Genomic DNA, 20,362 nt, shown 5'->3' with positions numbered 1-20,362 from the left:
TTGAATAATTATTTGCGACCTAATGCAGGAGCGACTTTATCCAATACACCGTTAATGTATTTATGGCTTTCATCTGCACCAAACACTTTCGCCACTTCAATTGCCTCATTAATCGCCACTTTATACGGCACATCTGGTTCAAATTGAAGTTCATAAACCGCTAAACGCAAAATCGCTTTTTCAATCGGATCTAATTCATCCAACGCGCGATCTAAATAATGGCTCATTGAAAAATCAACAGCGTCTACATTCGCAACGGTTTGACGGAAAAGGCGGCTAAAATAAGGTTTATCCACACCTTTTAAATCTTGATCCACAACGAACGTGAGTTCCACTTGTTCTGGTGCATTACCAGACAGCGCCCAAGAATATAATGCTTGAACCGCACATTCTCTCGCTCTACGACGTGGCGATACTTTTTTTACAGGTTCTTTTTTCTCTGTCATTTGAATTATGCCGCATTAATTTGTTGTAAAAGGTTCACCATTTCAAGTGCAGTTAATGCTGCTTCTGCACCTTTGTTACCTGCTTTGGTCCCTGCGCGCTCGATAGCTTGTTCAATGTTTTCAGTCGTTAAAACACCGAATGCGACTGGAATTTCAGCTTGCATTGCTACTTGACCTAAACCGCTGCTTGCTTCGCCAGCCACATATTCAAAGTGAGCTGTACCACCACGGATCACAGTACCTAATGCGACGATCGCATCAAATTTTTTGCTTTCAGCTAAACGACGTGCCACTAATGGAAGCTCATACGCACCTGGTGCACGAACGATTGTGATATTCTCATCTTTCACTTGGCCGATACGTTTTAATGCATCTACCGCACCTTCTAATAAACTTTCATTAATAAAACTGTTAAAACGAGCAATCACTACTGCGATTTTAGCATTTGGCGCCGCTACCGCACCTTCTAAAACTTTCATACTTTTTCCTAATCTGAATGAACAATAAATTTGACGGTGGATTCTAGCATAAAAAGAAACCCTGTGGAAATAATCCGACAGGGTTTTCTATGAGTGGAAAAGAACTTACTTCTCGAGTTTTAACGGTTCAATTTTCCAGATATTTTTCGCATATTCAAGAATCGTACGGTCAGATGAGAAGAAGCCCATATTCACGATATTTTGAATGGTGCTTTCAATCCATTGGTCGCGTTGTTTGTATTTTTCATCTACGGCTTTTTGAGTTTCTACATAACTACGGAAATCAGCAAAAGCTTGATAATAATCGTGGTATTGCAAGCCTTGTAATAATTGATGATAACGTTGAGGATCTTCTGGTGAGAATTTACCCTCAATAATTTGATCCACGACTGTGCGTAATTGAGCATCATTTTGATAGTATTCAAACGAGCGATACCCTTCTCGACGAAGTTGCTCAACTTGTTCCACTGTGTTGCCGAAAATAAAGGTGTTATCTTCACCCACGTTTTCCAAGATCTCCACGTTCGCACCATCAAGTGTACCGAGTGTCAATGCACCATTTAAGGCAAATTTCATATTACTGGTGCCAGAAGCCTCTGTGCCTGCGAGTGAAATTTGCTCTGAAATATCCGCTGCTGGAATAATTAGCTGAGCAAGGCTTACGCTGTAATTTGGAATAAATACAACTTTTAAACGGCCTTTCAAACGCTCATCATTATTGATGACATTAGCAACATCATTAATTAAATGGATCGTTTGTTTCGCTGCATAATAAGCCGAAGCTGCTTTACCCGCTAAAATAAATACACGCGGTTGCCAATCTTTTTCAGGATGAGCAAGCATTTCATTGTAGCGAGCAATAATATGCAATACGTTCAACATTTGACGTTTATATTCGTGAATACGTTTGACTTGAACATCAAATAACGCATGGGGATCAAGTTCAACACCTAATTCAGATTTCACGTATTCCGCCAATTTCACTTTGTTCGCAAATTTAATATCCGCAATCGCTTCTTTAAATGCTTTTTCTTGCGTAAATGGTTTAAGTTTTTCGATTTGACTTAAATCACAACGCCATTCTGAACCAATATATTTATCGAATAAGTCTGCCAATTGAGGATTCGCAACGGCTAACCAACGACGAGGGGTAATACCGTTTGTCACATTGGTAAAGCGTTCTGGGAAAATACGAGCAAAGTCTGCAAAGGTTGAAGTTACCATTAAATCAGAATGAATTTCTGCGACACCGTTGATTTTGTGTGAACCCACAACGGATAGCCATCCCATACGCACTTTGCGTTGGTAGCCTTCTTCGATAAGAGAAACACGGCGGATAAAATCGTTGTCAGTCGTTACATAAGTGCGGACATATTCTAAGAAGTAATCGTTAATTTCAAAAATCATTTGTAAATGACGTGGCAAGATTTTTGCCATCATTTCCACTGGCCAAGTTTCTAATGCTTCAGACATAAGAGTATGGCAAGTATAAGAGAAAATGTTACGCGTCATCTCCCAAGCTTTTTTCCATTCAAAACCTTCATCATCCACTAAAATTCGCATTAATTCAGGAATTGCTAATGCTGGGTGGGTATCGTTTAAGTGGATTGCCACTTTATCAACCAAGTTTTCAAGGCTATCGTGGGTGCGTTTGTGACGGCCTAAAATATCTTGAAGTGATGCAGAGACTAAGAAATACTCTTGACGTAAACGTAATTCGCGACCATTCCAAGTAGAATCATCAGGATAAAGTACGCGTGATAAGTTTTTATTTGCGGAGTGTTCTTCTAATGCTGCTAGGTGTTCACCGCGGTTAAAGTCTGCAAGATTAAATACTTCACCGGCATGAGCAGACCATAAGCGTAATGTTGCTGCAGAATTGTTTTGATAACCCGGGATCATTTGGTCGTAAGCAAGTGCGGTCACTTTTTCGGTATCTTGCCAAATACATTTTTTTCCTTCGAAATGAATGTTTCCACCAAATTCTACGGTAAAGCGTTTAGATGGACGAATGAACTCCCAAGGCGCACCTTTTTCAAGCCATGCATCTGGGCGCTCGACTTGCTGGCCATTTTCAATTTTTTGGCGGAACATACCATATTCATAACGAATACCGTAGCCCATACCTGGTAAACCAAGGGTCGCAATAGAATCCATAAAGCAAGCGGCTAAACGACCTAAACCGCCATTACCCAAGCCAGGATCAACTTCTTTTTCTAAAATTTCTTCTAAATCCACATTTAATTCAGATAAGGCTTCTTGTGCTAATCCATAAATACCTTCTGCAATCATGGCATTAGAAAGGGTACGGCCAATTAAGAATTCCATTGAAAGGTAGTAAACACGGCGAGAATCTTCCGCTCGAGTTTGGCGAGCTGTGGTAATCCAACCTTCTGTCACTAAATCTCGAACAGCATGCAAAGTCGCATTTAACCAGTCGCGTTGGCTCGCTTCACGCGGTGATCGACCAATTAAAAAAATAAGCTTATAAACAATTGATTTTTTGATTGCCTCAACAGTCATTTGTGGGCGATTGTATAGGAATGGAGAATCAAAATTATCCATTATCATAAGTAAAACCTCGGTTTGAATGTTAAAAAATTATCTATAATAAAAGAGATGTTGATTTAAAAATTCACGCACATTTCAAAAAATCAATCGAAATAGATCGCTCTTTGTATCCGAGAACCTTTATACCTCTAATAAATTCGTTCAAATTTTATGCTTATCTTGTCGAAAAACAAGCATAATCACAGAGCTTGCAACAATAATCTACAAACAGACTGTTGCTCTTAACGTTTATAAATAAAACTACAAACGTTCATAAAGTGCACGATATTGTTCTGCTGCTTTACGCCAGCTGAAATCTTGTGCCATCGCATTCGCTCGCAATGCTGACCAAACTCTCGGTTTTTGCCAAATATCAAACGCTTGTTGAATACTTCTGCGTAAATCTTCAGCGGTAGCTTGCTCAAACACAAAACCAGTTGCCGTGCGATCTTTAATATTTTTCGGTGTGCTATCCACCACCGTATCGGCTAAACCACCCGTTTTACGAACAAGAGGAAGTGTGCCATATTGCAAACCATAAAGTTGTGTTAAGCCACAAGGCTCAAAACGACTTGGCACTAAAATCACATCACCACCTGCCACTAATAAATGTGACAGTGTTTCATTGTAACCAATTTTGACTGCAACATTTTGTGGATAACGTTCAGCAAGCTCACGAATACCTTGTTCAAAGTGCGGTGCGCCAGAACCTAAAATCATCAACTGGCCACCTTGTTTTACAATTTCATCCGCACTTTCAATCAATAAATCCACGCCTTTTTGCTCGGTTAAGCGGGTTACCATCACAAATGCCAATGCATTTTCATCTTGCGGCAAATTAAAATAAGCTTGCAATTCAGCTTTATTCTGTTTTTTACCTGCCATATATTTCAATTTGTAATGATGCTGAATATATTGATCGGCATTTGGATGCCAAATATTTTCATCTACACCATTAAGAATCCCCACTAAACGCCCTTGAGATTTTAAACCAGAAAGTAAACCTTCTAAGCCATAGGCAAATTCAGGTGTTGTAATCTCTTTAGCATAAGTCGGGCTCACTGCCGTGCTGGCATCGGAGTAAAATAAGCCAGCTTTTAAATAGGAAATCTGTCCAAATAACTCTAAACCATCAACATTAAACATGCCTGCTGGTAAGCCAATTTCAAATAAATGCTGATAATGGAATTGCCCTTGATACGCTAAATTATGGATTGTAAATACCGATTTTGCTGGGCGACCTTTATTAAATAAGTAAGCGGCACATAAACCTGCATGCCAATCATGAGCATGAACGACGTCTGCACGCCACCAGCTATCTAAACCAGTAGATAATTCAGCGCCAACCCAACTAAGTAAGGCAAAACGTTTATAGTTATCACCATAATCATTATAGTAACAATCGTGATATGGATTCCCCTCACGCGCATATAAATGTGGCGCATCGATTAAATAAACGCCTACGCCATTATATTCGCCATAGCGCAACACCACATGTCCCGCAAAATTATCAAATTCAGCCACAACTTGTGTATTAGAAATACCTGCAGAAATCGCTGGATAAGCAGGCAATAAAATACGTGCATCAAGCCCTATTTGATTTTGAGCTTGCGGTAAAGCTCCTAAAACATCGGCTAAACCGCCTGTTTTGAGGAGCGGATAAAATTCTGAGCAAACGTGTAAAACTTTCATTTAATTTTTATTTTCCCTATAAAACATAAATAATGCTCGATCAACTCCCCTCTTTAGAAAAGAGGGGATTATAAAGTGCGGTCAAAATTTACCGCACTTTTTTCATCATTAATCTAAATGCTCTTCAGAGACGACTTCTTCCCCTTCTAATTTTTTCAGCATTTTCGGGGTAACTAGAATCACTTTACCAGTTGAACTGATACGGAAACGTTTTTTATCTTCTTCCATATTCACACCAATTTCCATGCCATCTGGAATAATACATTCACGGTCGAGAATACAGTTTTTCAATATACAATTCTTACCGATTTTAACTTGTGGCAATACCACGCAATGATCCACTTTTGAGAAAGCATCAATTTTAACGCGATCGAATAGCACGGAATTACTGATAGAGGCATCAGTAATCACACAACCACCGCCAATTAAAGAATTATCGACTGGATGAACGTTTGAATTTTTGTAGAAGAATTTTGACGGGTAAGCTTGAATTGGATTACCGCGGATTGGCCAACTTTGGTCATAAATATCAAGCTGTGGATTTTCAGATACTAAATCGATATTAGATTGCCAGAAGCTATCTAATGTACCCACATCACGCCAATAAATTTCACCTTCAGTATTACGTCCCATGCAAGAACGGCTGAAAGGATGCGCATAAAGGGTTTCTTCCGCTAAACATTTTGGTAATACATCTTTACCGAAATCGTGGCTAGTTTGTGGTGTATTGACCTCTCTCTCCAACATTTTGTAAAGATAATCCGCATCAAACACATAAATCCCCATTGATGCGAGTGAAACATCAGGTTTACCTACCATGGCTGGCGGATCTTTTGGTTTTTCAACAAAGGCTTTGACTTTTAAATTTTCGTTTACCGCCATTACACCAAATTCATGTGCTTCAGAGCGAGGTACTTCAATACAACCCACCGTACATTTTGCACCGCTGTTCACATGGTCCATCAACATGACGCTATAGTCTTGTTTATAAATATGGTCACCCGCCAAAATTAACACGTATTTAGGGCGATAGTGATCACGAATAATTGCCATATTTTGATAAACTGCATCTGCCGTACCACGATACCAAGTTGAATCATCAATTTGTTGACGAGCAGGAAGCATATCAACAAACTCCCCTTTTTCTTGTGGTAAGAAAGACCAACCAGTTTGCAAATGACGAAGTAAAGAGTGTGCCGCATATTGAGTCACTACCCCAATTCGGTTCAAACCAGAGTTAATACAATTAGAAAGTGCAAAGTCAATAATACGACGGTTACCACCAAAATAAAGGGCGGGTTTTGCACGTTTATCCGTAAGTTCATGCAAGCGTGAACCACGTCCACCCGCAAGAATAAGCACCAAAGTATTTTTAACTAAATCATATTTATTAAGGTCGCCAGCTTTCATAAGGATCTCCATAGTCTTATAGTTATTCGTCACTCAGCATACAAAAGCCCATTGAGCTAAGCTCTGCTTGTTGTGCATCGAGAGTTAAATTATGTGTGCCGATTTGAGGTGTCCATTTTCCGTCAGGTAAGTGAAAAACCTGTCCTTCGGCTTTGGCATTAATCAATAAAAGACAATGCTTATCTAAAACTACTTGTAATGCTTTGGTTTGTTGATTTTGCCAATCGTCAACTGTCATCTGGTTACCGTGAATGTTAAGCCATTGCACATTGTCACCTGACCACCATTGATTCCGATTTAAACTACCAATTTGCTTACGTGCTGCAATCGTTTGCTTGGTAAGTTCAAATAATTCCTTGTTAAAATTTGCCCATTTCAGCCAAGTAATTTCGTTATCTTGGCAATAGGCATTATTGTTACCATATTGAGTGTTGCCGAACTCATCGCCCGCCAAAAGCATAGGCGTGCCATTCGCCAGCAATAAACTCATTAATAATCCGCTTTGGGCAAAAGTGCGGTTCTTTTCCACCGCACTTTTTTGCTGTTCATAAAGGAATTCTGTAGAACCTTCTACCCCATGGTTATAACTGTAATTTTCATTGCGGCCATCACGATTTTCTTCGCCATTCGCTTCATTATGTTTTTGGTTATAACTCACCAAATCTTGCATGACAAAACCATCATGGGCGGTAATAAAATTAAGCGTTGTGTGTGGCAAGCGATCATTTTTCTTAAATAAATCGCTAGAACCTGCAAAGCGTTCTGCAAATGCGTCAATTTCACCACTTTTCCATAACCAAAAACGGCAAAGCTCATCACGAAAACGATCATTCCATTCCGCAAAATAATTTGGGAAATTCCCGACTTGATAGCCGTAATGTCCAATATCCCACGGCTCTGCAATCAATTTAATATTTTGTAAACTTGGCTCATTTTTTATGTCAGTAAAAAGCTGAGCTTGTGCATTAAAATCTGGTGTATCACGCCCAAGCACCGAAGCTAAATCAAATCGAAAACCATCAACATGACATTGTTCAGCCCAATAACGTAAACAATCTACGACCCATTTTCTCCCTACATCAGAGGATAAATTGAGCATATTGCCGCAGCCTGTCCAATTGATATAACGCCCTTGATCATTGCGCCAATAGTAAGTTTGATCATCAATGCCACGCTGGCAGAATGTTGGGTAGCTTTGCTCTGATTCTGCGGAATGGTTAAACACCACATCTAAAATAACTTCAATGCCCGCGTTGTGAAACGCCTTCACCATCACTTTAAATTCAGCTAATGGATTATTTGTTGCCGCATATTTAGGTTCCACCGCAAACATAGCTAAGGGATTGTATCCCCAATAATTTTGTAAACCTCGGGCTTGTAAGTGCGGCTCATTGATATGGAAATTTACAGGCAGCAATTCCACAGCAGTCACACCTAATTCTTTTAAATAAGCTAAATTAATAGGATGGCTTAAGCCCGCATAGGTGCCCCGTAATTCAGCGGGAATCTTGTCGTTAAGTTGGCTAAAACCTTTGACGTGCAATTCATACACAATGGTTTCAGCCCAAGGCGTATTGGGTGCGGTATCATTTTCCCAATCAAAATCTTCTGAAATAATCACCGCTCTTGGCGCAATATGAGCATTATCGCGATGATCATTCATTAAGAACCAAGAACGACTTTCTTCGATAGTTAAATCTGGTTTACCATTCACCACTTTTGCATAAGGATCGAGCATTAATTTATTTGGATTGGCATGTTCACCGTGAATGCGAAAACCATATTCCGTACCAGTTTTCACGCCAGTTACCGCCAAATGCCACACATTTTCAGTACGCACCATTGGCAAGCGTGTTTCTTGTTTTTTTTCGTCAAAAAGGCAAAGTTCTACGCCAGATGCCGCAGCGGAAAACAGGGCGAAATTGGTAATTTGCACATTGTTTTCGACCGCTTGTGAGTATCCCATTGGAATAGGATTGCCGTTGTTGTAGATTTTGAACATATTTTTTATCGCTTTTGTAAGGGCAAATTACATTTGCCCCAAAACATCGGTGATTTATCAGAGCGAATGTAATTCGCCCCTACAATTTATCTATTCGGATTATTTCGTCTTCAATCTCAAATAAACTGTTGCTAACGGCGGAATGGACACTGAAATCGAATTTTCTCGTCCGTGGCTTTCGATATTTTCACTTGCGACACAACCAAAATTACCCACGTTTGAGCCTTGATAGTACATTGAATCGGTATTCAAAATTTCTTCATATTCGCCCGCAATATTCACGCCGATACGGTAGTCGTGGCGAGGCACAGGGGTAAAGTTACTGACGACAATAATACGTTCTCCGTTTGAACTGCGACGTTCAAAGGCAAATACAGAATTTGCAGCATCATCAACGACAAGCCAATCAAAGCCTTCAGGTGAATAATCCAGTTCAAAGAGCGGTGAGTTTTCTCGGTAAATATGATTCAAATCTTTTACTAATTTCAAAACGCCTTTATGCCAGCCCTCACCGATATTTTCATCAAGCAAGAACCAGTCCAAACTTTCTTCGTAATTCCACTCACGACCTTGAGCAAATTCATTACCCATAAAGAGCAATTTTTTACCCGGGTGCCCCCACATATAACCGTAGTAAGCACGTAAGTTCGCAAACTTTTGCCATGCGTCTCCCGGCATTTTATCGAGGAGCGAATATTTGCCATGCACCACTTCATCATGCGAAAGCGGTAGCACAAAATTTTCACTGTATTGATACATCATCCCAAAAGTCATTTTATTATGATGATATTGGCGGTAAATTGGATCAAGCTGCATATAGGCGAGCGTATCGTTCATCCAGCCCATATTCCATTTAAAATTAAATCCCAATCCACCGTTTTCACTCGGGTGAGTCACACCAGCAAAAGAGGTCGATTCTTCCGCAATAGAAATCGCACCCGCCATTTCACTGTGAATTTTCCAGTTGGTATGTTTTAAAAATTCAATGGCTTCTAAGTTTTCACGACCGCCATATTGATTCGGAATCCATTCACCTTCTGCTCGGCTATAATCTCGATAAATCATTGATGCAACTGCATCCACACGAATACCGTCTAAACCAAAGCGTTCAAGCCAATACAGTGCATTGCTGGATAAGAAGTTTTTTACTTCATTACGACCATAGTTATAAATCAAGGTATTCCAGTCTTGGTGATAGCCCTCACGCGGGTCAGCATACTCATATAACGCCGTGCCATCGAATGCGACTAGACCATGTGTATCACTTGGGAAATGTCCCGGTACCCAGTCTAAAATCACATTTATGCCTGCTTTGTGGGCTTTTTCGACTAAACGTTTAAAGGCTTCTGGTTTACCGAAACGACTGGTCGGCGAATACAAGCCTATTGGTTGGTAGCCCCAGGAACCATCGAATGGAAATTCAGAGAGTGGTAAAAACTCAATATGGGTAAAGCCCATATGTTTGACATAAGGAATGAGTTCATCAGCAATTTGGTCATAATCAAGCCAGAAATTATTCTCTAAATTACGTCGCCATGATCCCAAATGCACTTCGTAAATCGAAATAGGTTGATTACGTTGGTTCGCTTTACGACGTTGCTCCGTCATTTCAACTACATCCGGTAACATGCTGATTTCTGATGCGGTATCAGGACGTAATTCCGATCTGAATGCATAAGGATCGGCTTTCAAACGAAGATTGCCATTGCAATCAATCAATTCAAATTTATAGCGTTGACCAAGGCTAGTTTTTGGTAAGAATAATTCCCAGACACAACTTGCGGGATGGAAACGCATTGGATGACGGCGACCGTCCCAATAGTTGAAATCACCTACCAATGAAACGCGTTTCGCATTTGGAGCCCATACACGGAAATTCACGCCTGGCACACCATCACATTCGGAGAAATGTGCACCTAATACGTCATAAGGACGTAATAATGAACCTTCTGCTAATAGCCATTGATCTAAATCATTAATCATCGGATGGAAACGATACGGATCTTCAATAATTTGGGCTTCTGCCCCCCAATACACTTTTAATTGGTAGACAAAGAAATGATGAATCTCTGGCACAATCGCAGTAAAAAATCCGCGATCATCCACTTTTTCAAGAACGACAACGATAGATTGACTTTCTTTATCAATCACTTCGACTTTATCTGCATCCGGTAATAAAGCGCGAACCTCAATACCATTATGAGTCTCATGCATGCCTAATACAGCAAAAGGATCGGCATGTTTGCCATCAAAAAATGAATTAATTACTGATTGCGCGACTAGTTTTGTCATGACATACTCCTTTATGCTTTGCGAGCTTGATTATTTACAATCGACAGTACTTTCTCGTTTGTTGGGCGATAAAAATCACCAAACGATAATAGCCAAAAGGAAGTGGAGGCAAGGAAAGTGCGGATAAATTTGAAAGTGTTTTTTCTAACAGAATGACATTAGATTCATCAATCAACTGATAACAATATTCATCGGCAGGGGGCAAATCTAGACGATTGAGTCGATAATTAATCGGTTCATTTTCAAATGCTGCCAGTACATCGTCAAACTGTCCTTTCGCTTTTGGCGGAGGCTGCAAAAGCTCAACAAAAGTTGAAACCGTCTTTTCATCTGCGAAAATAAGATGTCCATCAATATCATAATGAAAAAGTGCGATACCGCATTTTTCTGCTTTTTGTTTGAGAGAATCCGAGATTTGCATAGACACCACATGACAACTGCATAACTCTTGTTAGGTATTATAACCAAGCTGAAAGTGATGACAACCGGCTTTATTTAAAAGTGTGATCTTCGTCAATAATAAATTCAAACCAATCAATCACATCGCGTTCATGCACACCATTTTTGATTAAAACATCAGCATTTTTCAAGGAATCCGCATGGCCAGAAATGAGTGGATGCCATTCAGGGAGCGTTTTTCCTTCATAAAGCAAACGATAAGCGCAAGTGTCAGGCAACCAATGAAAATCAGGTAAATTCTTTTTGGTGAGCTTGGTGCAGTCGGTTTCAATTTTAAAACGCTCTGAATAATTACCGCACTTTCCAGTTTCCACATCTAATAGATTACAAGCAATGCGTGTGTAATAAAGTTTTTCACGCTTGCCTCGCCCTTGAATGTATTTTCGATAACAGCATTTTCCGCAGCCATCACATAAGGCTTCCCATTCGGATTCTGTCATTTCAAGCAGGGATTTTGTTTGCCAAAAATTAGGTTCAAGTTGCATAGTTGATACAAATAAAAAGTGCGGTCAAAATTTACATGATTTTTGACCGCACTTGGTTGATTAAAATTAGAAGCCTTCTTTTAAGCTTACTGTTAAATTAAATACCAAATGTTCAGGACGGCTATCTTTACTATCTGCACAGAAATAACCTTCACGTTCAAATTGATAACCTTTCTCTGCTTCTGCTTTAGCCAAGCTTTGTTCTACAAAACCGTGTTTTACCACTAAAGAGGTTGGATTTAGCACGCTTTCGATTTCTTCTGCTGCACCTGGGTTTGGTACGGTGAAAAGACGCTCGTATAAACGGAATTCAGCTGGATGGTTATGCACTGCAGAAACCCAGTGAATTACCCCTTTCACTTTACGACCATCTGCTGGATTTTTACCTAACGTTTCAGGATCGTAAGTACAGAAAATCGTGGTGATTTCACCATTTGCATCTTTTTCGACACGTTCAGCTTTAATCACATAAGCGTTACGTAAACGCACTTCTTTACCTAATACTAAACGTTTATATTGCTTGTTCGCTTCTTCACGGAAGTCTGCACGATCAATATAAAGCTCTTTCGTAAACGGTAATTGACGCTCACCTAATTCAGGGCGATTTGGGTGATTTGGTGCCGTTAAGATTTCTTCGCCTTCAAAGTTTTCAATCACTACGCGAACAGGATCAATCACCGCCATTGCGCGTGGTGCATTTTCGTTTAAATCTTCACGAATACACGCTTCAAGTGCAGAATATTCTACAACGTTATCTTGTTTAGTCACACCGATACGACGACAGAATTCACGTAACGAAGCCGGTGTATAACCACGACGACGTAAACCAGAAATCGTCGGCATACGCGGATCATTCCAACCATCCACTATGCCGTCGTTTACTAATTTCAATAATTTACGTTTAGAGGTTAACGTACCTTCTAAATTTAAACGAGAGAATTCATATTGATGCGGTAATGGACGTTCAATACTGATATTTTCCAACACCCAGTCATATAAACGACGGTTGTCTTGAAACTCTAATGTACATAGAGAATGTGTAATACGCTCAATGGCATCAGAAATACAGTGAGTGAAATCGTACATTGGGTAAATGCACCATTTATCACCGGTTTGGTGATGGCTTGCAAATTTAATACGATAAAGCACGGGATCACGCATGACCATAAATGGTGAAGCCATGTCGATTTTCGCACGAAGACTTAATGTCCCTTCGGCAAACTCTCCATTTTTCATTCTTTCAAATAGCGCTAAGTTTTCTTCGACACTACGATCACGATATGGGCTATTTTTACCTGGCTCAGTTAAGGTGCCGCGATACTCACGCATTTCATCTGGAGAAAGCTCATCTACATACGCTAAGCCTTTTTCTATTAATTCAATGGCATAGCCATAAAGTGCATCGAAATAATCGGAAGCATAACGTGGCTCACCTTCCCATTTAAAACCTAACCATTGCACATCTTCTTTGATGGAATCTACATATTCCACGTCTTCTTTCACAGGGTTGGTATCGTCAAAACGTAGGTTACATAAACCGTTATATTCTTTTGCCAAGCCGAAGTTTAAGCAAATCGATTTTGCGTGGCCGATATGTAAATAGCCGTTCGGCTCAGGTGGAAAACGAGTATGAACGCTTTTGTGTTTACCCGAAGCTAAATCTTCATCAATAATTTGAGTAATGAAATTGTGTGTGCGGGTATTTTCCGCATTTTCTAGAGTGTGTTCTGTATTGCTCATAAATTTCTCAATAAATTGAAAATAATTACTCCATTCTATACGAAAAGTCTGACGTTGTGAATTTGATCCCAAAACTAACCGCACTTTCATTAAATTAATACTGAATTTTTTAGGATTTTTAGGTCTAATTTGAAGATTTTTCGTGCAAACTGAAAAGTTTACCTTTAGAATACACTTTCACTGAACAAACGTTCATTTTTTTATTTGGAATGACAAAATCTCTATGAAAAAACGCTTTTTTATTTTACTCGGATTACTCATTGCTGCTGGTGCAGCTTATTATTTTTTCTCTAGCAATAGCAAACAAGAAACGACTTATCTTACTGAATCCGTTACCCGTGGCAATGTTGAAAAAACAGTTGTCGCTTCTGGTTCGATTGAAAGCGTGAATGAAGTCGATGTCGGCGCCCAAGCTTCGGGTAAAATCACCAAACTCTATGTCAAATTAGGGCAAGAAATCAAAAAAGGCGAAATGATCGCTGATATTGATTCCACAACCCAAATTAATACCTTAAATACCAAAAAGGCTGCATTGGTGAGCTATCAAGCACAATTGAAAGCGAAGAAAACCGCTTACGATGTTGCACTTTCAAGCTATAACCGCTTATCAAAACTTTATACGCAAAAAGCCACGTCTTTAGATAGTGTGAATACCGCAAAAAGCACCCTTGATAATGCAAAAGCCGAAATGGAAGCCATTGAAGCCAATATCAAACAAGCTGAAATTGAAGTGAATACCGCAGAAACCAATGTGGGCTACACCAAAATCACCGCACCAATGGATGGTACCGTTATTTCTGTGCCCGTTTCTGAAGGTCAAACCGTTAATGCCAACCAAACGACTCCAACGATTGTGACCATTGCTGATTTAAGCAAAATGAAAATTAAGCCTGAAATTTCAGAAGGCGACATTACCAAAGTGAAAGCAGGTCAAGAAGTGAGTTTTACTATTTTATCGGATAGCCAAACTGTATATCACTCGATCATTGATTCTGTTGATCCAGCCAATACCACGACAAGTGATAGTTCTTCAACATCATCTTCGACGATTTCAAGTAGCAGCTCAACGACCAGTGCGATCTACTATTACGCCAATGTTTTGATTGATAACCCAGATCGTACTTTACGCATCGGAATGACGACAGAAAACAACATCAAAATTGCCAACGCGAAAGATGTGTTATTGGTTTCCAATATGGCTATTCAAAAACGTGATGGCAAAAGCTTTGTAAATGTATTGAATGACAAAAATCAGCCAAAACCTCGCGAAGTTGAAACCGGTGTTCAAAATGATTTCAAAACTGAAATCAAATCGGGTTTAAATGAAGGTGAAAAAGTCATCGTGTCGCAAGTTGCGAATGGTGAACAAGTTGGCTCGATGCCTCGTGGTCCAAGAATGTTCTAAAAGTGCGGTAGAAAATTAATGAATATCATTGAAATTAAGGATCTCAACCGTTACTTCGGTGAAGGCGAAAATCGTGTTCATATTTTGAAGAATGTCTCTTTAAATATAGAAAAAGGCGATTTCGTCGCGATTATTGGGCAATCGGGTTCGGGTAAATCGACCTTGATGAACATCATCGGGGGTTTGGATACGGCAACCAGTGGTTCTTACAAAATCAATGGCAAAGAAACCATTGAATTAAGCAAAGATCAGCTTTCAGATTTACGTAGCCAAAAATTCGGCTTTATTTTCCAACGCTATAACTTATTGTCGAGCTTGACCGCTGCAGAAAACGTCGCCTTGCCTGCAATTTATGCGGGGATGTCGCAAGAAAAACGTCTTTCTCGTGCAAAACAACTTTTAGAAAAATTAGGTTTAGGCGATAAATGGCAAAATAAACCAAGCCAGCTTTCTGGTGGTCAGCAACAACGTGTGAGTATTGCGCGTGCGTTGATGAATGGCGGTGAAATTATTTTAGCCGATGAACCCACTGGTGCATTGGATTCACAAAGCGGTCAAAATGTGATGGAAATTCTGCGCCAATTACATGCAGAAGGCCACACTATTATTATGGTAACCCACGACCGAGAAATTGCCGCCAGTGCGAATCGCGTGATTGAAATTAAAGATGGCGAAATCATTGGCGATACGCAAAAAGAAGCAGTAAAAAGTGCGGTCGAAAATCCAACCAAATCTAAACCGCACTTTGGGTTCAGCAAAGATCAATTTGTTGAAGCCTTTCGTATGTCTGTGAGTGCCATTATTGCCCACAAAATGCGTTCTCTTTTAACCATGCTCGGGATTATTATCGGGATTACCTCCGTGGTTTCTGTCGTGGCATTGGGAAATGGTTCACAGCAAAAAATCTTGGAAAATATTCGAGGAATTGGGACGAGCACCATAACAATTTTTAATGGTACAGGCTTTGGTGATCGTCGTGCTGAACAAATGCAAAATCTGACGATTAATGATGCCACTGCCTTAAACCAACAAAGCTATGTACAAAGCGTCACGCCAAATAGCTCATCAAGTGGCACATTAATTTATGGTAACCAGACTTTCTCCTCGACCAGCTTAAAAGGTGTGGGCGAACAATATTTTGATGTAGATGGATTAAAACTAAAATCTGGTAATTTATTTTCAGCTCAAGATGTTGCTGATAACAATCAAGTGGCCTTAATCGATGAAAGTGCGAAAAAATCCATTTTCCCTGATGAAAATCCTATCGGCAAAATCTTAATGTTTAATAAACGTCCATTACGCATTATTGGCGTGGTATCTGATAAACAAATGGGCGGAGCAAGCAGTTCACTTAATCTCTATGCACCTTACACTACCGTGATGAATCGTATTTCGGGTAGCAAAAAAATTGCTTCAATTACCGTAAAAGTGGATGATTCCGTGAATACGACTGTCGCTGAAAAAGGAATTACTGAATTGCTCACCATACGTCATGGTAAAAAAGATTTCTTCATCATGAATAGCGATACCATTAAACAAACCATTGAAAGCACAACCGGCACGATGAAATTGCTCATTTCCTCTATCGCCTTTATTTCATTGATCGTTGGTGGTATTGGTGTAATGAATATTATGTTGGTTTCCGTAACAGAGCGAACTAAAGAGATTGGTGTGCGCATGGCTATTGGGGCAAGACAATTCAATATTCTACAACAATTTTTAATTGAAGCCGTGCTGATTTGTTTAATTGGCGGCATGACGGGTATTCTGCTTTCAGGTTTAATCGGTCTGCTATTTAACGTATTTATGACTGACTTTACGATGGCGTTCTCAACTGGCTCAATTGTTGCCGCAGTAGTCTTCTCTACCCTTATTGGTGTGATCTTCGGTTATATGCCGGCAAAACGCGCAGCACAATTAGATCCAATTACAGCACTTGCGAGAGAATAAAGAAATTTTGTAAAACTCAAAAGAGCGGTTAAAATTCTTACTAATTTTTGACCGCATTTTAATTAAAAGAAAGGAAAAAATCCATGTTAAAGATGAAAAAGTTAACCTTAGCAATCGCGATGGCAACTGCTCTGGCAGGTTGTGCTAACATCGGCTATTCTTATAAAGCGAGCCAGCAGGATTACCAAAATTATGCGGAAATCACCAAACAATTTAATGTAAAAGAAAACTGGTGGGCGCTTTACAATGATTCACAATTAAATCGAGTAGTAGAACAAGCATTAGTTAACAACAAAGATTTAGCCAAAGCGTCTGTCGCCGTAAACCGTGCTTTATACAATGCAAACCTTGCAGGCGCAAATTTAATTCCGGCATTTAGCGGTTCAACCCAATCTTCTGCAGGTAAAAATCTTAAAACTGGTGGTAACTCAACCATCAGTCATAAAGGTGCATTAAATGTGAGTTATACGTTAGATCTATGGCAACGTTTAGCAGATACTGCAGATGCCGCAGAATGGTCACATAAAGCAACAGCTGAAGATTTAGAAGCAACGAAACTTTCACTCATCAACTCTGTTGTGACAACCTATTATCAAATAGCCTACTTGAATGATGCGATCAGCACAACCGAAGAAACCATTAAATACTACAACGACATTAGCAGCATTATGCAACGCCGTTTATCACAAGGTGTGGCGGACAGTGCAAGTGTAGATCAAGCACAACAAGCGGTGTTAAACGCACGTAATAACTTGATCAACTACCAAACGCAGCGTAAAACAGCAGAACAAACTTTACGTAACTTACTGAACTTAAAACCGGAAGAAGCATTAAATATCAACTTCCCACACATTCTTAATGTAAAAAATGTGGGCGTAAATTTAAATGTGCCCGTTTCTGTGATTGCGAATCGCCCTGATGTAAAAGGCTATCAATATCGCTTAAGCAGTGCGTTCAAAAATGCCAAAGCAACTGAAAAAGGCTGGTTCCCTGAAGTCACTTTAGGCGGAAGCTTAACATCAAATGGTACTAAAGTCGGTAACGCATTGCACAATCCAGTTGGTACAGGTTTAATCGGCATTAGCCTACCATTCCTCAACTGGAATACGGTGAAATGGAACGTGAAAATCTCTGAAGCAGATTATGAAACCGCACGTTTAAACTATGAGCAAAGCATCACTAAAGCCTTGAATGATGTAGATACCAACTACTTTGCCTACACACAAGCACAAAGTGCCTTTGCCAACTTGCAAAAAACTCACAGTTATAACCAACGTATCACTAAATACTATCGAGATCGTTACAATGCAGGTGTATCTGAATTACGTGAATGGCTTGCTGCGGCAAATACAGAGAAAAGCTCTCAACTTTCTATCTTGAATGCGAAATACAACATCATTCAAGCAGAAAATGCCGTATATAGTTCAATGGCAGGTTATTACTCCCGTTAAAATCATGATTAAGGAAGTTTCGGCTTCCTTAATCTTTTTTATGGACATGAAAAATGAAAAAACAACTAACTTTTTATTTCATTCGCCACGGTAAAACCGTTTGGAATACGGATGGTTTAATGCAAGGTCATGGCGATTCCCCTTTAACCGAAGAAGGCATTAATGGTGCGAAAAAAACAGGCGTGGCACTTAATAACATTCCTTTCATTGCCGCTTATTCCAGCATATTGAAACGTACTATTGAGACCGCCTCTCACATTATCGGAGAACGTGATATTCCCCTTTTCCATCACCAAGGTTTAAACGAACAATATTTTGGTTCTTGGGAAGGCCTAGTTGTCGATACGTTAAGAGAACACCCTGAATTCAAGCAACTCATTAAAGATCCTGCTAATTACAAAGCTCAAGTAAATGGTGGCGAAACGTTTGAGCAATTAGGCGAACGTGCCATGAAAGCATTACAGGATATTATTAAGATCCACGATCAAGGTAATATTCTCATTGTATCGCATGGCCATACCTTGCGTTTATTGCTTGCCTTGTTAAACGGCGCAACGTGGCAAAATCACCGCGATGAAGATAAATCAGTATCACTCATCAACACCTCAATTAGTGTTGTTCATTATGATGATAAAAACGGTTTTTGCATTGAGAAAATGAATGATGCGGATCATTTAAAATAAGCAAATTTCGCTAAAAAATAACCGCACTTTGGATGACCTAAAGTGCGGTTAATTTTTATGATGTTTTTGTAATTATTTCACTTCGCGGAATAAAATCTCGCTTGGAATCACAGAACCTTGCCAGTAAAGCTCTGTTGACACTTTCTCTGCTAAATCTAAGAAAGATTTCGCAATTTCACTATCTGGTGCAGCAACCACAGTTGGTTTACCCGCATCCAAATCTTGACGAACTTGAATATTCAAAGGTAACTGGCCTAATACTTTCACATTGTATTTTTGTGCCATTTTTTCTGCACCACCAGTACCGAAAATCGGTTCGTGATGGCCGCAATTGCTACAAATATGCATAGACATATTTTCCACAATACCTAACACAGGTACAGACACACGTTCAAACATAGATACACCTTTCACCGCATCTAATAACGCGATGTCTTGTGGTGTTGTGACCACAACTGCCCCCGTTACAGGAATTTGCTGTGAAAGGGTCAATTGAATATCACCTGTACCAGGAGGCATATCAATCACTAAGTAATCTAAACTATCCCATAAGGTTTCATTTAAAAGCTGACTTAATGCACTACTTGCCATTGGACCACGCCAAATAGTCGCATTATCTTCATCCATTAAGAAACCGATCGAGTTTGCAGATAAACCATGTGCTTTAATCGGGGTGATATGTTGGTTATCTGGTGAGGTTGGGCGTTGATGTGGGGCGCCTAACATATGCGGAACAGATGGACCATAAATATCGGCATCTAAAATACCCACACGAGCACCTTGAGCTTGTAAAGCAAGCGCAAGATTCACCGAAACGGATGATTTCCCTACCCCTCCTTTACCTGAAGTCACCGCAATGATGTTCTTCACACCTTTTACAGCGGGTTGATTATTCGCACGTTTTAAAGTAGCAATTTGATAATTCACCACCCACTTGATTTCTTTGCTATCTGTTGCTTTTAATAATGCATCTGAAAGCTGTTGTTTCACTTGCTCCACGCCAGTGTTCCATGCAAAAGGCAATTGTAATTCAATACGTAATATGTCACCGCCTTTTTCAACTTTCTTCAAAGTCTTTAATTCGATTAAGTCTTTTTGTAACGTTGGGTGTTGAAATTGTTGGAAAAGTTGCAGAACCTGAGATTGTTGTTCTGCCGTTAAATTTTCAGAAAAAGCAGTTGCCATAGTATTCCTTTAATAGTAGTAGGTAGTAGAGTAAATTTGTCAGGGATATTCTACTCCTTTTACACCTCAAATGTTAAGCTAAAAGTATAACTAAACTAGAAAAAATCGCACTAATCGGGTAACATACTCGCAA

General features: G+C 39.7%; 14 protein-coding genes and 1 pseudogene. 4 read left to right on the top strand and 11 right to left on the bottom strand.

Features of this window, described 5'->3' with window-relative positions; all coding sequences use genetic code 11:
* Positions 1-8: 8 nt before the first annotated feature.
* From nusB to glnS, 10 genes and pseudogenes are all read right to left on the bottom strand, one after another.
* Positions 9-446 (bottom strand): transcription antitermination factor NusB, encoded by a 438-nt coding sequence (gene nusB, locus DPV97_RS04250; protein ID WP_070714419.1) that lies wholly within the window; start codon positions 444-446, stop codon positions 9-11.
* A gap of 5 nt (positions 447-451) precedes the next feature.
* Positions 452-925 carry a 6,7-dimethyl-8-ribityllumazine synthase gene (gene ribH / locus DPV97_RS04245; RefSeq protein WP_070714421.1) on the bottom strand — a complete coding sequence of 158 codons (474 nt, stop codon included), beginning with the start codon at positions 923-925 and terminating at the stop codon, positions 452-454.
* 105 nt (positions 926-1,030) lie between these two features.
* Entirely contained in the window at positions 1,031-3,496 is a 2,466-nt protein-coding gene (locus DPV97_RS04240; RefSeq protein ID WP_070714424.1) for a glycogen/starch/alpha-glucan phosphorylase, read from the bottom strand.
* Positions 3,497-3,736: 240 nt separating this feature from the next.
* Positions 3,737-5,167, bottom strand: coding sequence for a glycogen synthase GlgA (glgA, locus tag DPV97_RS04235; protein ID WP_070714425.1), 1,431 nt, complete (start codon positions 5,165-5,167; stop codon positions 3,737-3,739).
* A gap of 108 nt (positions 5,168-5,275) precedes the next feature.
* Positions 5,276-6,577: a glucose-1-phosphate adenylyltransferase gene (gene glgC / locus DPV97_RS04230; protein WP_005627058.1), complete on the bottom strand. Its 1,302-nt coding sequence runs from the start codon at positions 6,575-6,577 to the stop codon at positions 5,276-5,278.
* Between the two features lie 22 nt (positions 6,578-6,599).
* Positions 6,600-8,579 carry a glycogen debranching protein GlgX gene (glgX, locus tag DPV97_RS04225; RefSeq protein ID WP_070714427.1) on the bottom strand — a complete coding sequence of 660 codons (1,980 nt, stop codon included), beginning with the start codon at positions 8,577-8,579 and terminating at the stop codon, positions 6,600-6,602.
* A 99-nt stretch (positions 8,580-8,678) separates the two neighbouring features.
* Positions 8,679-10,871, bottom strand: a complete 2,193-nt coding sequence (glgB, locus tag DPV97_RS04220) for a 1,4-alpha-glucan branching protein GlgB (RefSeq protein ID WP_070714429.1) — start codon at positions 10,869-10,871, stop codon at positions 8,679-8,681.
* Positions 10,872-10,941: 70 nt separating this feature from the next.
* A pseudogene (locus DPV97_RS04215) lies at positions 10,942-11,292 on the bottom strand (4-alpha-glucanotransferase); the annotation flags it as partial.
* Positions 11,293-11,362: 70 nt separating this feature from the next.
* Positions 11,363-11,815, bottom strand: coding sequence for a YcgN family cysteine cluster protein (locus DPV97_RS04210; RefSeq protein ID WP_070714431.1), 453 nt, complete (start codon positions 11,813-11,815; stop codon positions 11,363-11,365).
* Between the two features lie 66 nt (positions 11,816-11,881).
* Positions 11,882-13,555 carry a glutamine--tRNA ligase gene (glnS, locus tag DPV97_RS04205; RefSeq protein WP_070714432.1) on the bottom strand — a complete coding sequence of 558 codons (1,674 nt, stop codon included), beginning with the start codon at positions 13,553-13,555 and terminating at the stop codon, positions 11,882-11,884.
* Positions 13,556-13,778: 223 nt separating this feature from the next.
* On the opposite strand from glnS, the gene DPV97_RS04200 reads away from it, so the two are divergent.
* The 4 genes from DPV97_RS04200 (at position 13,779) to DPV97_RS04185 (ending at position 19,044) form a co-directional block, all read left to right on the top strand.
* Positions 13,779-14,960: an efflux RND transporter periplasmic adaptor subunit gene (locus DPV97_RS04200; protein ID WP_070714434.1), complete on the top strand. Its 1,182-nt coding sequence runs from the start codon at positions 13,779-13,781 to the stop codon at positions 14,958-14,960.
* Positions 14,961-14,978: 18 nt separating this feature from the next.
* The gene (locus DPV97_RS04195; protein WP_070714436.1) at positions 14,979-16,910 is read left to right on the top strand and encodes a MacB family efflux pump subunit; all 1,932 of its coding nucleotides are present in this window, start codon (positions 14,979-14,981) and stop codon (positions 16,908-16,910) included.
* Positions 16,911-16,993: 83 nt separating this feature from the next.
* Positions 16,994-18,361, top strand: a complete 1,368-nt coding sequence (gene tdeA, locus DPV97_RS04190) for a toxin/drug exporter TdeA (protein WP_070714437.1) — start codon at positions 16,994-16,996, stop codon at positions 18,359-18,361.
* Positions 18,362-18,414: 53 nt separating this feature from the next.
* Complete coding sequence (locus tag DPV97_RS04185) at positions 18,415-19,044, top strand: histidine phosphatase family protein (protein WP_070714440.1); 630 nt, start codon at positions 18,415-18,417, stop codon at positions 19,042-19,044.
* Positions 19,045-19,116: 72 nt separating this feature from the next.
* On the opposite strand, the gene apbC is transcribed toward DPV97_RS04185, so the two are convergent.
* A complete protein-coding gene (gene apbC / locus DPV97_RS04180; protein ID WP_070714444.1) occupies positions 19,117-20,229 on the bottom strand; it encodes an iron-sulfur cluster carrier protein ApbC in 1,113 nt (370 codons plus the stop codon).
* Positions 20,230-20,362: the final 133 nt, after the last annotated feature.

The organism is Haemophilus parainfluenzae (assembly GCF_003253005.1).
Taxonomy (GTDB): Bacteria; Pseudomonadota; Gammaproteobacteria; order Enterobacterales; family Pasteurellaceae; genus Haemophilus_D; species Haemophilus_D parainfluenzae_M.
Note: the sequence above shows the minus strand (reverse complement) of the source record. Positions and strands in the feature narration are given on the sequence as shown.

What these genes read in the sequence shown, in the direction of transcription:
- nusB (WP_070714419.1), bottom strand. Translation starts at nt 446, where the DNA reads ATGACAGAGAAAAAAGAACCTGTAAAAAAAGTATCGCCACGTCGTAGA.
- ribH (WP_070714421.1), bottom strand. Translation starts at nt 925, where the DNA reads ATGAAAGTTTTAGAAGGTGCGGTAGCGGCGCCAAATGCTAAAATCGCA.
- DPV97_RS04240 (WP_070714424.1), bottom strand. Translation starts at nt 3,496, where the DNA reads ATGATAATGGATAATTTTGATTCTCCATTCCTATACAATCGCCCACAA.
- glgA (WP_070714425.1), bottom strand. Translation starts at nt 5,167, where the DNA reads ATGAAAGTTTTACACGTTTGCTCAGAATTTTATCCGCTCCTCAAAACA.
- glgC (WP_005627058.1), bottom strand. Translation starts at nt 6,577, where the DNA reads ATGAAAGCTGGCGACCTTAATAAATATGATTTAGTTAAAAATACTTTG.
- glgX (WP_070714427.1), bottom strand. Translation starts at nt 8,579, where the DNA reads ATGTTCAAAATCTACAACAACGGCAATCCTATTCCAATGGGATACTCA.
- glgB (WP_070714429.1), bottom strand. Translation starts at nt 10,871, where the DNA reads ATGACAAAACTAGTCGCGCAATCAGTAATTAATTCATTTTTTGATGGC.
- DPV97_RS04210 (WP_070714431.1), bottom strand. Translation starts at nt 11,815, where the DNA reads ATGCAACTTGAACCTAATTTTTGGCAAACAAAATCCCTGCTTGAAATG.
- glnS (WP_070714432.1), bottom strand. Translation starts at nt 13,555, where the DNA reads ATGAGCAATACAGAACACACTCTAGAAAATGCGGAAAATACCCGCACA.
- DPV97_RS04200 (WP_070714434.1), top strand. Translation starts at nt 13,779, where the DNA reads ATGAAAAAACGCTTTTTTATTTTACTCGGATTACTCATTGCTGCTGGT.
- DPV97_RS04195 (WP_070714436.1), top strand. Translation starts at nt 14,979, where the DNA reads ATGAATATCATTGAAATTAAGGATCTCAACCGTTACTTCGGTGAAGGC.
- tdeA (WP_070714437.1), top strand. Translation starts at nt 16,994, where the DNA reads ATGTTAAAGATGAAAAAGTTAACCTTAGCAATCGCGATGGCAACTGCT.
- DPV97_RS04185 (WP_070714440.1), top strand. Translation starts at nt 18,415, where the DNA reads ATGAAAAAACAACTAACTTTTTATTTCATTCGCCACGGTAAAACCGTT.
- apbC (WP_070714444.1), bottom strand. Translation starts at nt 20,229, where the DNA reads ATGGCAACTGCTTTTTCTGAAAATTTAACGGCAGAACAACAATCTCAG.